Source organism: Enterobacter sp. BNK-13 (assembly GCF_048685015.1).
Classification (GTDB): Bacteria; Pseudomonadota; Gammaproteobacteria; order Enterobacterales; family Enterobacteriaceae; genus Enterobacter; species Enterobacter quasiroggenkampii.
The window spans coordinates 1,324,658-1,338,766 of record NZ_JBLQTP010000001.1; the positions used below are offsets into that span (position 1 = coordinate 1,324,658).

General features: G+C 54.4%; 15 protein-coding genes. 4 read left to right on the top strand and 11 right to left on the bottom strand.

Going from position 1 to position 14,109, the window contains the following annotated elements:
• The first annotated feature begins 128 nt into the window (after positions 1-128).
• The 3 genes from mdoG to ACMGGQ_RS06285 all read left to right on the top strand — a co-directional run bounded on the left by mdoG (position 129) and on the right by ACMGGQ_RS06285 (position 4,515).
• The gene (gene mdoG, locus ACMGGQ_RS06275; RefSeq protein WP_021240787.1) at positions 129-1,682 is read left to right on the top strand and encodes a glucans biosynthesis protein MdoG; all 1,554 of its coding nucleotides are present in this window, start codon (positions 129-131) and stop codon (positions 1,680-1,682) included.
• A complete protein-coding gene (gene mdoH, locus ACMGGQ_RS06280; RefSeq protein WP_262805321.1) occupies positions 1,675-4,203 on the top strand; it encodes a glucans biosynthesis glucosyltransferase MdoH in 2,529 nt (842 codons plus the stop codon). The genes mdoG and mdoH overlap by 8 nt, the downstream gene beginning before the upstream one ends.
• Before the next feature lie 84 nt (positions 4,204-4,287).
• The gene (locus tag ACMGGQ_RS06285) at positions 4,288-4,515 is read left to right on the top strand and encodes a YceK/YidQ family lipoprotein (RefSeq protein WP_008500835.1); all 228 of its coding nucleotides are present in this window, start codon (positions 4,288-4,290) and stop codon (positions 4,513-4,515) included.
• 6 nt (positions 4,516-4,521) lie between these two features.
• Here ACMGGQ_RS06285 and ACMGGQ_RS06290 read toward each other — a convergent pair whose 3' ends face one another.
• The 3 genes from ACMGGQ_RS06290 to ACMGGQ_RS06300 form a co-directional block, all read right to left on the bottom strand.
• Positions 4,522-4,896 (bottom strand): MysB family protein, encoded by a 375-nt coding sequence (locus ACMGGQ_RS06290; RefSeq protein ID WP_008500834.1) that lies wholly within the window; start codon positions 4,894-4,896, stop codon positions 4,522-4,524.
• 96 nt (positions 4,897-4,992) lie between these two features.
• Positions 4,993-6,210 carry a multidrug efflux MFS transporter MdtG gene (gene mdtG, locus ACMGGQ_RS06295; protein ID WP_048222502.1) on the bottom strand — a complete coding sequence of 406 codons (1,218 nt, stop codon included), beginning with the start codon at positions 6,208-6,210 and terminating at the stop codon, positions 4,993-4,995.
• A 143-nt stretch (positions 6,211-6,353) separates the two neighbouring features.
• Positions 6,354-7,280, bottom strand: a complete 927-nt coding sequence (locus tag ACMGGQ_RS06300) for a Kdo(2)-lipid IV(A) acyltransferase (RefSeq protein ID WP_045910183.1) — start codon at positions 7,278-7,280, stop codon at positions 6,354-6,356.
• Between the two features lie 221 nt (positions 7,281-7,501).
• Between ACMGGQ_RS06300 and ACMGGQ_RS06305 the strand changes: the two genes are divergently transcribed.
• Complete coding sequence (locus tag ACMGGQ_RS06305; protein ID WP_008500831.1) at positions 7,502-8,551, top strand: rhodanese-related sulfurtransferase; 1,050 nt, start codon at positions 7,502-7,504, stop codon at positions 8,549-8,551.
• 41 nt (positions 8,552-8,592) lie between these two features.
• On the opposite strand, the gene ACMGGQ_RS06310 is transcribed toward ACMGGQ_RS06305, so the two are convergent.
• The 8 genes from ACMGGQ_RS06310 to ACMGGQ_RS06345 all read right to left on the bottom strand — a co-directional run bounded on the left by ACMGGQ_RS06310 (position 8,593) and on the right by ACMGGQ_RS06345 (position 13,936).
• Complete coding sequence (locus tag ACMGGQ_RS06310) at positions 8,593-9,171, bottom strand: YceI family protein (RefSeq protein WP_045401851.1); 579 nt, start codon at positions 9,169-9,171, stop codon at positions 8,593-8,595.
• A gap of 1 nt (position 9,172) precedes the next feature.
• Entirely contained in the window at positions 9,173-9,739 is a 567-nt protein-coding gene (locus ACMGGQ_RS06315; RefSeq protein ID WP_104950887.1) for a cytochrome b, read from the bottom strand.
• Between the two features lie 207 nt (positions 9,740-9,946).
• Positions 9,947-10,060: a DUF2770 family protein gene (locus ACMGGQ_RS06320; protein WP_420289728.1), complete on the bottom strand. Its 114-nt coding sequence runs from the start codon at positions 10,058-10,060 to the stop codon at positions 9,947-9,949.
• A gap of 60 nt (positions 10,061-10,120) precedes the next feature.
• The gene (gene solA / locus ACMGGQ_RS06325; protein ID WP_229225673.1) at positions 10,121-11,239 is read right to left on the bottom strand and encodes an N-methyl-L-tryptophan oxidase; all 1,119 of its coding nucleotides are present in this window, start codon (positions 11,237-11,239) and stop codon (positions 10,121-10,123) included.
• Between the two features lie 116 nt (positions 11,240-11,355).
• Positions 11,356-11,610 carry a biofilm formation regulator BssS gene (gene bssS, locus ACMGGQ_RS06330; protein ID WP_008500827.1) on the bottom strand — a complete coding sequence of 85 codons (255 nt, stop codon included), beginning with the start codon at positions 11,608-11,610 and terminating at the stop codon, positions 11,356-11,358.
• A gap of 273 nt (positions 11,611-11,883) precedes the next feature.
• On the bottom strand, positions 11,884-12,129 hold the full coding sequence (gene dinI, locus ACMGGQ_RS06335) for a DNA damage-inducible protein I (protein ID WP_008500826.1): 246 nt from the start codon (positions 12,127-12,129) through the stop codon (positions 11,884-11,886).
• 74 nt (positions 12,130-12,203) lie between these two features.
• A complete protein-coding gene (gene pyrC, locus ACMGGQ_RS06340) occupies positions 12,204-13,250 on the bottom strand; it encodes a dihydroorotase (RefSeq protein WP_045334677.1) in 1,047 nt (348 codons plus the stop codon).
• A gap of 125 nt (positions 13,251-13,375) precedes the next feature.
• A complete protein-coding gene (locus tag ACMGGQ_RS06345) occupies positions 13,376-13,936 on the bottom strand; it encodes a lipoprotein (protein WP_045910186.1) in 561 nt (186 codons plus the stop codon).
• Positions 13,937-14,109: the final 173 nt, after the last annotated feature.

A 14,109-nucleotide genomic window follows, 5' to 3' on the forward strand; every position in this document is an offset into this window, starting at 1 on the left:
TCTTTCATTTGCTTAATCCATGAGCCAGCAGCTGAACAAAGCAGTGATAATGTTGTCGGATTGCCTGAGTTTCCATTAAAATGGATCGGATCGATATAAGCACACAAAGGGGGAAGTGCTTACTTATTATGAAACATAAACCACAGATGATGAAAATGCGTTGGTTAGGTGCTGCAGTGGTGTTATCACTGTATACCTCATCGGCACTGGCCTTTAACATCGACGATGTCGCAAAACAGGCAAAATCGATGGCGGGCAAGAGCTACGAAGCGCCGAAAAGTAACTTGCCCTCCGTTTTCCGCGATATGAAATATGCGGACTATCAGCAGATCCAGTTCAATCACGACAAAGCCTACTGGAGCAACATCAAGACCCCGTTCAAGCTTGAGTTTTATCATCAGGGTATGTATTTCGACACGCCTGTTGCCATCAATGAAGTGACGGCCACAGCGGTACGTAAGATTAAATACAGCCCGGATTACTTCAATTTTGGCAATGTGCAACACGACAAAGATACGGTGAAAGACCTGGGCTTCGCTGGCTTTAAGGTGCTTTACCCGATCAACAGCAAAGATAAAAACGACGAAATCGTCAGCATGCTTGGTGCCAGCTATTTCCGCGTGATTGGCGCGGGGCAGGTATACGGGCTTTCTGCGCGCGGACTGGCTATTGATACCGCGCTGCCATCAGGTGAAGAATTCCCACGTTTCCGTGAGTTCTGGATTGAACGTCCAAAACCAACGGACAAACGTCTGACTATATATGCGCTGCTGGATTCTCCGCGTGCGACCGGTGCCTATCGCTTTGTGATCATGCCGGGTCGTGACACGGTGGTTGACGTGCAGTCTAAGGTTTACCTGCGTGATAAAGTGGGCAAGCTGGGCGTTGCGCCGCTGACCAGTATGTTCCTGTTTGGGCCGAACCAGCCGTCACCAGCAACCAACTTCCGCCCGGAACTGCATGACTCCAACGGTCTGTCTATTCACGCCGGTAACGGCGAGTGGATCTGGCGTCCGCTGAACAACCCGAAACATCTGGCGGTGAGCAGCTTCGCAATGGAAAACCCACAAGGTTTTGGCCTGCTGCAGCGTGGTCGTCAGTTCTCCCGCTTTGAAGATCTGGACGACCGCTATGACCAGCGCCCAAGCGCCTGGGTCACGCCAAACGGTGACTGGGGTAAAGGTAAGGTCGAGCTGGTAGAAATTCCGACCAATGACGAAACCAACGATAACATCGTCGCTTACTGGACGCCGGATCAGCTTCCGGAAGCCGGTAAAGAGATGAACTTCAAGTACACCATCACCTTCAGCCGCGACGAAGATAAGCTGCATGCGCCGGATAACGCCTATGTCATGCAGACTCGCCGCTCAACGGGTGATGTGAAGCAGTCTAATCTTATCCGTCAGCCTGACGGTACCGTGGCCTTTGTCGTGGACTTCACAGGCCAGGATATGAAGAAACTGTCACCGGACACTGCCGTTGCCGCTCAGGCCAGCATTGGTGATAACGGTGAAATCGTTGAGAATACCGTGCGTTACAACCCGGTAACCAAAGGCTGGCGTCTGACCCTGCGCGTGAAAGTGAAAGATCCGAAACAGACCACTGAAATGCGTGCTGCGCTGGTCAGTAACGATCAGCCGCTGAGTGAAACCTGGAGCTATCAGCTACCTGCCAATGAATAATACATCTGAATATATTGATGCCATGCCGCTGACGGATATCGAAAAAGCGGCACTGCCTAAGAGCGACATCCGCGCGGTTCACACCGCGCTGGATGGTGAACATCGTCAGTATTCCCGTGATGATGATACGCCGCTGGGGTCAGTAAAGGCACGTCTGGAGCAGGCCTGGCCGGACTCGCTGGCAGAAGGGCAGTTGATTAAAGACGACGAAGGACGCGATCAGCTTCAGGCGATGCCGAAGGCCACGCGTTCCTCTATGTTCCCCGACCCATGGCGCACCAACCCGGTGGGCCGCTTCTGGGATCGCCTGCGCGGGCGTGATGTGACGCCCCGCTATCTGTCACGCCTGACGAAAGAAGAGCAGGCTTCCGAACAGAAATGGCGTACCGTGGGGACCATCCGTCGCTATATCCTGCTGCTGCTGACGCTGGCGCAGACGGTCGTCGCGACCTGGTATATGAAAACCATCCTGCCTTATCAGGGCTGGGCGTTTATCAACCCGACGGACATGATGGGCCAGGATCTCTGGGTCTCCTTCATGCAGCTGCTGCCGTACATCCTGCAGAGCGGCATCCTTCTGCTGTTCGCGGTTCTCTTCTGCTGGGTCTCGGCTGGTTTCTGGACCGCGCTGATGGGCTTCCTGCAGCTGCTGATGGGGCGTGACAAATACAGCATTTCGGCGTCTACGGTCGGGGATGAACCCCTCAATCCTGAGCACCGTACCGCGCTGATTATGCCTATCTGTAACGAAGACGTTGATCGCGTGTTTGCGGGCCTGCGTGCCACCTGGGAATCCGTAAAGGCGACCGGCAACGCGGAGCATTTCGACGTCTACATCCTGAGCGACAGTTACAACCCGGATATCTGCGTGGCGGAACAAAAAGCGTGGATGGAGCTGATTGCGGAAGTGCAGGGCGAAGGGCAGATCTTCTACCGTCGCCGCCGCCGCCGTGTGAAGCGTAAAAGCGGTAACATCGATGACTTCTGCCGTCGCTGGGGTAATCAGTACAGCTATATGGTCGTGCTGGATGCGGACTCCGTCATGAGCGGTGACTGCCTGAGCGGTCTGGTGCGTCTGATGGAAGCCAACCCGAACGCGGGTATCATTCAGTCTTCGCCAAAAGCCTCCGGTATGGACACGCTCTATGCGCGCTGCCAGCAGTTCGCCACCCGTGTTTACGGGCCGCTGTTTACGGCGGGTCTGCACTTCTGGCAACTGGGTGAATCGCACTACTGGGGTCACAACGCGATTATCCGCGTGAAGCCGTTCATTGAACACTGTGCGCTGGCGCCGCTGCCGGGCGAGGGTTCGTTTGCCGGTTCTATTCTGTCGCATGACTTCGTGGAAGCGGCGCTGATGCGTCGTGCTGGCTGGGGCGTCTGGATTGCCTACGACCTGCCGGGATCGTACGAGGAGCTGCCGCCGAACCTGCTGGACGAGCTCAAACGTGACCGCCGCTGGTGTCACGGTAACCTGATGAACTTCCGCCTGTTCCTGGTGAAAGGGATGCACCCGGTTCACCGTGCAGTGTTCCTGACGGGCGTGATGTCTTATCTCTCCGCACCGCTGTGGTTTATGTTCCTTGCGCTCTCTACTGCGCTGCAGGTCGTGCATGCCCTGACGGAGCCGCAATACTTCCTGCAACCGCGGCAGCTGTTCCCGGTGTGGCCACAGTGGCGCCCGGAACTGGCGATTGCGCTGTTTGCCTCCACCATGGTGCTGCTGTTCCTGCCTAAGCTGCTCAGCATCATCCTGATCTGGTGCAAAGGCTCGAAAGAGTACGGCGGTTTCTTCCGCGTGACCCTTTCACTGCTGCTGGAAGTGCTGTTCTCCGTGCTGCTGGCACCGGTGCGTATGCTGTTCCACACCGTGTTCGTGGTCAGTGCGTTCCTGGGCTGGGAAGTGGTCTGGAACTCACCGCAGCGTGATGACGACTCCACGCCGTGGAGCGAAGCCTTTATGCGCCACGGTTCTCAGCTGCTGCTGGGTCTGGTGTGGGCGGCCGGGATGGCGTGGCTGGATCTGCGCTTCCTGTTCTGGCTGGCGCCGATTGTCTTCTCGCTGATCCTGTCGCCGTTTGTCTCCGTGATCTCCAGCCGTTCGACGGTGGGGCTGCGGACCAAACGCTGGAAGCTGTTCCTGATCCCGGAAGAGTATTCCCCGCCGCAGGTGCTGGTGGACACCGATCGTTATCTCGAGCAGAACCGCAATCGCACGCTGGATGACGGCTTTATGCACGCCGTGTTTAACCCGTCATTCAACGCCCTGGCAACGGCGATGGCCACCGCGCGCCACCGTGCCAGCCAGGTGCTGGAGATTGCCCGCGATCGTCACGTTGAGCAGGCGCTGAACGAGACCCCGGAAAAACTCAACCGTGACCGTCGTCTGGTCCTGTTGAGCGACCCGGTCACGATGGCGCGTCTTCACTACCGCGTGTGGTCCGCTCCGGAGAGATACTCTTCGTGGGTAAACTACTATAAAGAACTGAAGCTGAACCCGCTGGCGTTGAAGGCGAAGTAAGTGGTTAAGTAGAGCGGGTAAGCGAAGCGCCACCCGCCAGATAAAATACCGGCTTAATCGCCGGTATTTTTTTAGAGGTTACTCATGAGAATAATCATCGTCGTTCTGATGGCATGCCTGCTCAGCGGCTGCGGCAGCATCATCAGCCGCACCATTCCAGGGCAAGGCCACGGGAATCAGTATTACCCGGGCGTGAAATGGGATCTCCGTGACTCCGCATGGCGCTACCTCACCGTGCTGGATCTGCCATTCTCGCTAATTTTCGACACGCTGCTGCTGCCGATCGATGCCAGCCACGGCCCTTACGAGTAGCGTAAATTAACGCTCGTCCCACTCATCGGCTGCGGTTTGACCTTCTTCCGTATCGAGCGGTGGCTCGAGCTGAAATTCGCCCTCATCCCACTCGTGCAGGGTGTTCTCTTCCAGCCATTCCTGCCGCAGTTCGATTTCATCATAGTCACCGTCAAAGACGGCCTGCGCACCTTCACCGCTCAGGACCGGCAGGCATTCCCCTTCTTCACCCTCATCGGCAAAGAATTCGGCCTGCCACATAATATCCCCATCCTGCAGAACGTATTTTTGGATATTAAGTTGTTGCACGTCAGCATCTTCTTCTTCAACGCCGGGGTTGTCGGCGAGGAACTCTTCACGAGCGGCATCAATAGCTTCTTCCAGCGTGGCGTACATGGTCATTGGTGTCTCCCTGTTTTCCAGAAGGTTTCAGGGAAAGAATAGCTGAATATCTGATTCTGCAAGTATGAATACGAAAATAAGCTTCAGGCGTTCGTCTTATTCCGCCACCGGCCGTAACGCGCGGGATAAACTGAACCACGAATAGATCGCATTAAACAGCACTACGCCTGCCGTCACGATAAAGACGGCGCGAAAACCAAAGCTGGCGGAAATGCCAGCCCCGAGGAGCGGCCCGGTGACGTTACCGATGTCGCGAAACGACTGGTTATAGCTGAAAATACGCCCGGCAATCTGGTTTGTGGAGTTGTAGACCAGCAGGGTCTGAACGGCGGGCAGTAACGCGCCGTCGGCCGCGCCCAGTAAAAAGCGCAGAACACCAAGCTGCCAGGGCGAGTGCACCATCGACATGGGGATCAGCAGCAGGACGGAGATCACCAGCGCACAGATCAGAATTTTTTCCGGGCCGACGCGGTCTCCCAGTTTCCCCAGCCTCGGGGCGCTGAGCAATGCCGCCACGCCAGGCACGGAGGCGATCAGCCCGCTAATAAATGCAATATTGCTGACGTTGCCCGCAAGATCGCGAACGTACAGCGTGAGGATAGGAGCAATCGATCCGGTTGCAACCTGAATAATCAGGGTCGTCACGAACAGGCTGAGTACCAGTCTGGGATTTTTGAGCGAGGTCAGCACCTCCCTGGCGTGGAGCATCTCTTTCTTCGCAACGGGCGTGAAGTTTTCCCGAATACAGAGCAGGGTGACGATAAAGCACAGGAACAGCACGCTGGCGGTGATGAAGAACACCGGGCGCAGGCCATAGCTGTCGGCCAGGAGTCCGCCGGCCAGTGGCCCCAGCAGGGCACCGCTCACGCCGCCGGTTGAGAGCGTGCCCAGCGCCCAGCCGCTCTTATGGCGAGGAATTTGTGTGGCAATCAGGGCGTTGGCATTGGGAATAAAGCCTCCCAGCAAGCCCAGCAGCGCGCGCAAAATCAGGAACTGCCAGACGTTTTGCGCCACGCCCATCAGCGCCATGATGATGGCCATCCCCAGCGCCGAGCGGAGCAGCATGATTTTTCGCCCCTTGCGGTCGGCAAGGCCACCCCAGAAGGGCGAGGCCATCGCGGAAAACAGGAACGTAATGCTGAATACCAGGCCGGACCACATATTGAGCGCGCTGTGGCCCGTCACGCCCAGCTGTTCGACGTAAAGCGGCAGGAAAGGCATGACCAGGCTAAACGCTGCACCGGTGAGAAAACAGCCAAGCCACGCAACCGTGAGGTTACGCTTCCAGTTTATGGGGGCATCTGAGGGTGACATAACAATCCGCATAATGAGGTGCTTAGCACCTGAAGCATGAAGTAATAAGCCTGCTAATTATGCGCCTGGGTTATGATTGCCGCAATGAGGGGGAGCTTTTAAAGCTAAAACAGCATGCGGCCCTGAGGGCCGCACGTTGAAAATCAATAGCGGGACGGCGTGCCTTTTGGCCGGGTTTTAAAGCGACGGTGCAGCCACATATACTGTTCCGGGGCGAGCATGATGCACTTCTCCACCACGCTGTTCATCCAGCGTGCGGTGGTTTCTGCATCGTCAAGCGGCGGTGCGAGTTCCGGCTCCAGCATCATCAGCTCGTAGCCCGAACCGTCTGGCTTACGGCGGGGAACAAAAGGCACGATGGCGGCTTTGGACATCCGCGCCAGCATCCAGGTGCCGGTGGTTGTCGCGGCCTCTTCAACGGCGAAGAAGGGGACAAAAACGCTGGCCTGTGGGCCATAGTCGTGGTCGGGGGCATACCAGACCACTTCACCGGATTTCAGCGCGCGGATCATTCCCTTCAGATCTTTACGGTCGATCATGCTTTTGTTAGAGCGCATGCGGCCGTTGGTCTGGATTAAATCGATGACCGGGTTATCGTTAGGGCGATAAACGCCAATGCCGGGCGCCTGCATGCCGAACATACGCGCCCCGATTTCCAGTGTCAGAAAATGGACGCCGATCAGCAGAACGCCCGTCTGGTTGGCCTGAAGCGTATGCACCGGATCCATGCCGGTTCCCGTCACCTCACTCCAGCGAGCCATGCGTTTGTCCGGCCAGAACCACGCCATGCCGGTTTCCATAAGCCCCATCCCGACGGATTCGAAATTCTTCGCGACCATGTCGTGACGCTCTGATTCGCTCATCTGCGGAAAACACAGCTCAAGGTTGCGGTACGCGATTCTGGCGCGACGCTTCATAAACAGCTGTGCGAAACGGCCCAGAAATTTACCCAACCGAAAAATAACAGGGTAGGGAAGCTGTACCAGAAGCCATAAAAAGCCGATGCCAAGCCAGGTCAACCAATAGCGGGGATGCAAAAGGGCGGCAGTAAATGTTGGTAACTGGGTCATGTCTTTCCTGTGTTCAAACGTCCTGTTTCGCTAGTGTCTCATTTTTTGAGGCGTAGCCAAAATATCTGCTTTCGAAGCGTGCACGAATACAGCAATTGTTAAGCCTGATTAATCAGGGTGTGTGAAATGTAGCGTAAATTGTGTGGATGTAAATTGGTTTTGTTTGCTATATGATGCCGACCGAATTTTCATTCTCTCTAACGATTCCAGGACTGTACACCATGCCAGTGTTACACAACCGCGTGTCGAATGAGATGTTAAAAGCGCGTATGTTGGCTGAAACCGAACCGCGCACCACCATCTCATTCTATAAATACTTCACGATCGACGATCCGCAGGCGACACGCGATGCGCTTTATCAGGCGTTCACGGCGCTGAACGTCTTCGGCCGCGTCTACCTTGCCCGTGAAGGCATTAACGCGCAGATTAGCGTACCGGAAAGCAAAGTCAGCGCCTTCCGTGACGTACTTTATCAGTTTGACCCGGCCCTTAACGGCTTACGCCTGAACATTGCCCTGGATGATGACGGGAAATCCTTCTGGGTGCTGCGCATGAAGGTGCGTGAGCGCATCGTGGCGGACGGTATCGACGATCCTGAGTTTAACCCGGCGGACGTCGGTGAATACCTGAAGGCGGCGGAAGTGAATGCGATGCTGGACGATCCGGATGCCGTGTTTATTGATATGCGTAACCACTATGAGTATGAGGTGGGGCATTTCGAGAACGCGATGGAAATCCCGGCCGATACCTTCCGCGAGCAGCTGCCGAAAGCGGTTGAGATGATGCAGGAGCATAAAGATAAAAAGATCGTTATGTACTGCACCGGCGGTATCCGCTGTGAGAAAGCCAGCGCGTGGATGAAGCACAACGGCTTTAATAAGGTCTGGCACATTGAAGGCGGCATTATCGAGTACGCTCGTCGCGCCCGTGAGCAGGGGCTGCCGGTACGCTTTATCGGGAAAAACTTTGTCTTTGACGAGCGTATGGGTGAACGTATTTCGGACGACGTCATTGCCCAGTGCCACCAGTGCGGCGCGCCGTGCGATACCCACACCAACTGCAAAAATGACGGTTGCCATCTGCTGTTCATTCAGTGCCCGGCCTGTGCCGAGAAGTTTAACGGCTGTTGTAGCGAGCTGTGCAGCGAAGAGAGCATCCTGCCGGAAGAAGAGCAGCGTCGCCGTCGCGCAGGACGTGAAAACGGCAACAAGATTTTCAATAAATCACGCGGTCGTCTGAATACCAAACTGGGTATCCCTGACCCGGAATGATAATAACGCCCGGCACGGTGAAAGCCTGCCGGGCGACGTTATTACGATTTCTGCTGTACACCTTCAACGGAAATAATCAGCTCCACGTCCTGAGACGCCGGGCCTAAATCCGTTGTGATATTAAAATCTTTCAGGTGAATTTTCCCTGCCGCTTCAAAACCTGCGCGTTTACCTCCCCACGGGTCATCACCCTGACCCAGTAATTTCGCATCAAGCGTGACCGGTTTGGTTACGCCGTTAAGCGTCAGGTTGCCGGTAATATTCAGCTTATCGCCGTCTTTCTTCACCTCAGTAGAAGTGAAGGTCGCCTGCGGGAATTTCGCGACGTTGAGGAACTCCCCACTGCGCAGGTGTTTATCGCGCTCTGCGTGGTTTGTGTCGACGCTGTTCGTATTAATCGTCACATTGACTTTATCGGCCGCGGGATTTTTTTCGTCAAAGGTGAACGTGCCGTCAAAATCCTTAAAGGTGCCGTACAGCCAGCTATATCCCAGGTGCTGAATACGGAAATTGACGAAAGCGTGCTGGCCCTCTTTATCAATTTTATAATCCGCCGCCACGGCGGAACCGGCGGTGAATAACAGAGAACCCAGTGCGATACCCAGCAGGTGTTTTTTCATTTTATGCTCCAGAGTCAACTGACGAGCGGCCAAGCATGCGCTTTAGCGTGTCGTCTTTATCAATAAAATGGTGTTTGAGGGCGGCAAGCCCGTGAAGTACGGACAGGATCACCACGCTCCAGGCAAGCCAGAGGTGAATGACACCCGCCGTGTCGGCCTGCGCCCCGGCATCGCTCAGTGTTGCCGGAACGTCGAACAGGCCGAAGACGTTAATCGGCTTACCGTCAGCCGTCGAAATGAGATAGCCGCTAATCAGGATGCCAAACAGCAGTGCATAGAGGGCAATATGCGCGGCGACGGCACTGAGGCGGGTAAATTTACTGTGGGTCTTTGGCGCTGCGGGCGGCGGGGAAATATGTCGCCAGATCACGCGGAAAACCAGCCCCAGCATCAGCAGGACACCAATGCTTTTATGCAACTCCGGCGCCTGGTGATACCAGCCATCGTAATAGCTGAGCGTGACCATCCAGAGTCCAAGTCCAAACATACCGTAGACGGCAAGAGCAAATATCCAGTGCAAACCTATGGATATTATTCCGTAGCGCCGGGAGGAGTTACGCAATTGCATCAGAATGTCCATTTTCAAATTAACCGGAAAGTAAAAATGAACGGGAAGGCGGGATATTGCAACTGAAATAATTGTCTATTGATTTTTATTTTATTTATTTCAGCAATTTTGAAAAGGATCGCTGGCGCTAATTCAATCTCTTCGTGCAAGCGAAATGGTGAGTTTCAATAAAGATAAATTAACGTCAATTATTGTCAGTAAGGCTTTTCAGTAAAATACAATGTAAAAAAAATCAATAATGGCCAACAGCGCCCACAATAAGAGATAGAGCATAAAATGCTCGCGAATATTATTCATCAGAAAGCTAACGATCCTGCGCATAACGCCCCGTAATGCAGTGTGAATGAAACGGGCCCCGGGACGTCCGGCGCCCGCGGCGAATTATCCGTTAAAACGCGAGAGGGAGAAGGGCGTCAGATCAAACTGCGGTGCAATACCCTGGGCAAACTGCGCGGCGATTTCACCCAGCACGGAAGCAAACTTAAAGCCGTGGCCGCTCAGTCCGGTGATGAGCAGCGTGTTGTCATGCCCCGGCAGCGTATCAATGATAAAGTCTTCATCCGGCGTGTTGTCGTAGGTACAGGCCGCGCCATACAGCAAGCCGCCGACGCCCGGAAGAATAGTGCGCAGGAACGAGAAGGCTTCCGAACCATCCTGAGGAAAGGCGCCGAAAGGCTTACGCTCTTCAGGGGAGGTGATAGCCTGGCCCCCGTTGTGTTTACCGATTTTCAGCGCGTCTTTTTCTGACGGGAAGCCGTAGAACTGGTCGCCGTTGGGTAATTCGCCGGTGAAGGCCGGGAATTTATTCTGGACGCTGTAACGACCATCCGACTGGAACCAGGAGAAGACCTTGCGCACCGGCTGGATCGGCAGATCGGGCAGCAGGCGGGTAACCCAGGTTCCCGCGCTGACCAGCAGGCGATCCGCGGAATATTCACCGTCAAGGGTCGTTACCGTGACGCCATTATCGTCATGGGTGATGGCGTCCACCGGACAGTTGAACAGCTGCGCGCAGCCTGCCTTCTCTGCCAGCTCGATCCAGGTCTTGATCGCCGTTTCACAATGCAGCACACCAGAGTGGGCTTCAAAGAGGCCAATATAATCGTCCGGGACGCTAATTTCGGGCCAGCGCGTGCTAATGCCCGTCGCGTCCAGTTTCTCAACGTCCAGATTAAACGCTTTCGCGCTGCGTTCGACGCCGGCGAGAAATTCAGAATGGGCCGGGCCCAGGTTGATAACGCCGGTACGTTCGAAAATGCGGTCTTCAGTCTGTTTCGCCAGTTCGTCCCACAGCGTCTGGGCGCGAAGCACCAGCGGAACATAGCGCTCGCCTTCGCCATACGCATGGCGGATGAGGCGGGTATCGCCATGATGGCTGCCCTCCGCATGAGGCGGAAGATGGCTATCGATCATCAGGACCTTCAGGCCCGCCTGCGTCGCGTAATAACCGGCGGCAGAACCCACGGATCCGCTGCCAATAATGATTAAGTCGTATCTCATATGCATCTCGTAAACTGATGTTTTGTTAGCAGAGTAATTAACAACGCGGGGTTAGACAAGGGAGAAATAAATAAGGCACCGCGAGGGTGCCTGTTGAGTGAAAAGTGGGCATAAGCTTAGTGCCGTTTATACTCATTTTCCTGATAGTCGCCAGATTCTATTTTTGCAATACCTGCCTCTAAAATAGAAATAAACTGACGGGCGACGTCTGTTGTTAGCCACAGCGTCTGTCCAACTTCCGCTTCTTCACGGTTGAGTTGATTTGGGGTCTGGTAGTGCAAACGCAGCATCAGCGCATCGTAGCTATCTACGGTACTGATATCCCAGCCAACGAGTGGGTGGGTCTGGATGACTTCACTATTCTTTTCCATTATAACCCCCTTAATGCGTGTTAGAAGACAACGGCTTTGAGGTTCAATGCATGTTTTTCTGAAAGCAACTTCAGTATACCAAGTAATAAGGGTTCCGAAGGGAAAAATAAACAGGTGGCAACACATTTTTCTGCTTTTTAGGATTGTTCGAACAATAAAACACCATCTCGTTCACGATTTTTAAAGAAGATGCCGAATTAATTTGAACTTACGGGATTTTAGGCAAAAAAAAGCCGGGGCGACCCGGCAAAAAAACACAATGAGGGAGCAGTGTTAATCCGTGATGAACCAGTCGTCAGCGCTTTCCCACGTTTCCTGCAGGATTTCGCTGATGCGATCTTTATCTTCTTTTGCGGCACCAATAACGGAAAGGTTGTTTGCCGCGGCGTAACGCACCGTGACGGCACCTGCGTTGTCAGGAAAGGTATTGTTAATACGACGGGATAATTCGCCTGCCAGTGCATCAAGCGCGCCGGCAGGCAGAACGGTAGTTTTGGCTATGGTGACTTCAATACGCATAAATGCCCCCTGTGTAATATACTGTTTATTTATACAGGTATATTATCAGTTTGACAACAAGGGGCATTGATTTTTTAACGTTTTACCGTCCAGCTTACGGTTTCACCCGCCAGGAATGGGATCAGCGTGTCATCCGTCAGGGCAATGGACTCCTCAACGTGGCTCGCTTTACGCTCCAGTTCGATGAAGGTGTCATTGACCGGCAGGCCGTAGAAGCGTGGGCCGTTAAGGGAGCAGAACGCTTCGAAATGTTCCAGCGCGTTCATCTCTTCAAATACAGTTGCGTAGCTGGCAAGCGCCGTTGGGGCGTTGAAGCAGCCTGCACAGCCGCAGCTTGCCTCTTTACGATGGCGGGCGTGAGGCGCGGAATCGGTACCGAGGAACGCGCGGGAGAACCCGCTGGCGACCAGCTCACGCAGCGCCTGCTGGTGGATGTTGCGCTTGAGAATAGGCAGACAGTAGAGGTGAGGGCGCACCCCGCCCACCAGCATGTGGTTACGGTTAAACATCAGGTGCTGTGGCGTAATGGTGGCGGCGATGAGATCGTTGCCGTCACGCACGTACTCTGCCGCGTCTTTGGTGGTGATATGCTCAAAGACCACCTTCAGCGCGGGCAGGCGCTGGCGCAGAGGCTCCATCACGGTCTCGATAAAACGGGCTTCACGGTCGAAGATGTCAATGTCAGCATGCGTCACTTCACCGTGAACCAGCAGCGGCATACCCAGTTTCTGCATGCGTTCCAGAACCGGCATGATGGCATCAATGCTGGTGACGCCGTGGCTGGAGTTGGTGGTGGCATTCGCCGGGTAGAGTTTCGCTGCCGTAAACACGCCTTCGTTAAAGCCGCGCTCTACTTCGTTCGGATCCAGTGAATCGGTCAGGTAGCAGGTCATCAACGGGGTAAAATCGTGTCCCGCAGGAACGGCGTCGAGGATGCGCTGGCGATAGGCTATCGCGGCATCGACGGTGGTAACTGGTGGCACCAGGTTAGGCATGACAATCGCGCGGCCATAAATTTCGCTGGTATAAGGCACGACGGTTTTCAGCATATCACCATCACGCAGATGAATATGCCAGTCGTCAGGGCGGCGGATTTTAAGAACCTGGGGTTGTGCAGTCATGGAAGCTCCGGCTTGTCAGGAATCAGTCATTAGGATGGCTGTTTTTGCCGGACACAAATCATAAGCGGAAACGTTTTCGTTTGCACACTTTTCCGTAAAAAAAGGGCGCCGCAGCGCCCTTCGGGTTAATCGGTGAAAGGAATGATAATTTCACCCGGCTTAACCTCTATCCCTTTTGCGTATTTTTTCGCCAGGGCTTCACCCTTGCTTTTGTCTTCACTTAAGACGTACGCGGGCTGCTGGTTAAAGTAATTCCGCAGCGACTGATTCAGATAGGGCATCAGGGTTTGCAGAACCGGCGCCATTTTGTCCGGAGACACCTGCGCATCGACGACTTCCATCTCCTGGAGGAAAATTGCCCCTTTCTCTTTATTGAAAACAGGGAGTGCCTTCAGCTTGAGCTTGATGTTGGCTTTCTGGTTACCAAAGAGGGAGGACATATCGAGGTCCGCATCACCGGCCAGGGTGACTTTGTTTGGCTCTTCACGTCCGATCTGGCTGGTGAGATTTGTGAGCACGATATGCGCATCGGCAAGACCCGGTACGCCAATGTCTTTCGAGAAATTGTTATGTTTTTCCAGCGCCTGATTAATTTCCTGTTCACTGACGGTATATTGTGTGAGCTGGTTACAGCCAACCAGCAGACCGCTGACAACCAATGCCGCGGCTAAAACAATTTTCTTCATAGTGTTCCTCAACGAAAAATCGGCGCTTCTGTCCTGTTACGCCAGTATGTCAGCGTGAATGGGTAGAAACCAGCAGAAAAAACTGAGAAGTGGGGCGGGAGCCGCCCTGGCACGTTCACCGGTCATGTCGTTAAAGAGTAGCAAGAAATATAAAGTGAACGGAATGACCACCA

What these genes read in the sequence shown, in the direction of transcription:
- mdoG (WP_021240787.1), top strand. Translation starts at nt 129, where the DNA reads ATGAAACATAAACCACAGATGATGAAAATGCGTTGGTTAGGTGCTGCA.
- mdoH (WP_262805321.1), top strand. Translation starts at nt 1,675, where the DNA reads ATGAATAATACATCTGAATATATTGATGCCATGCCGCTGACGGATATC.
- ACMGGQ_RS06285 (WP_008500835.1), top strand. Translation starts at nt 4,288, where the DNA reads ATGAGAATAATCATCGTCGTTCTGATGGCATGCCTGCTCAGCGGCTGC.
- ACMGGQ_RS06290 (WP_008500834.1), bottom strand. Translation starts at nt 4,896, where the DNA reads ATGACCATGTACGCCACGCTGGAAGAAGCTATTGATGCCGCTCGTGAA.
- mdtG (WP_048222502.1), bottom strand. Translation starts at nt 6,210, where the DNA reads ATGTCACCCTCAGATGCCCCCATAAACTGGAAGCGTAACCTCACGGTT.
- ACMGGQ_RS06300 (WP_045910183.1), bottom strand. Translation starts at nt 7,280, where the DNA reads ATGACCCAGTTACCAACATTTACTGCCGCCCTTTTGCATCCCCGCTAT.
- ACMGGQ_RS06305 (WP_008500831.1), top strand. Translation starts at nt 7,502, where the DNA reads ATGCCAGTGTTACACAACCGCGTGTCGAATGAGATGTTAAAAGCGCGT.
- ACMGGQ_RS06310 (WP_045401851.1), bottom strand. Translation starts at nt 9,171, where the DNA reads ATGAAAAAACACCTGCTGGGTATCGCACTGGGTTCTCTGTTATTCACC.
- ACMGGQ_RS06315 (WP_104950887.1), bottom strand. Translation starts at nt 9,739, where the DNA reads ATGCAATTGCGTAACTCCTCCCGGCGCTACGGAATAATATCCATAGGT.
- ACMGGQ_RS06320 (WP_420289728.1), bottom strand. Translation starts at nt 10,060, where the DNA reads ATGCGCAGGATCGTTAGCTTTCTGATGAATAATATTCGCGAGCATTTT.
- solA (WP_229225673.1), bottom strand. Translation starts at nt 11,239, where the DNA reads ATGAGATACGACTTAATCATTATTGGCAGCGGATCCGTGGGTTCTGCC.
- bssS (WP_008500827.1), bottom strand. Translation starts at nt 11,610, where the DNA reads ATGGAAAAGAATAGTGAAGTCATCCAGACCCACCCACTCGTTGGCTGG.
- dinI (WP_008500826.1), bottom strand. Translation starts at nt 12,129, where the DNA reads ATGCGTATTGAAGTCACCATAGCCAAAACTACCGTTCTGCCTGCCGGC.
- pyrC (WP_045334677.1), bottom strand. Translation starts at nt 13,250, where the DNA reads ATGACTGCACAACCCCAGGTTCTTAAAATCCGCCGCCCTGACGACTGG.
- ACMGGQ_RS06345 (WP_045910186.1), bottom strand. Translation starts at nt 13,936, where the DNA reads ATGAAGAAAATTGTTTTAGCCGCGGCATTGGTTGTCAGCGGTCTGCTG.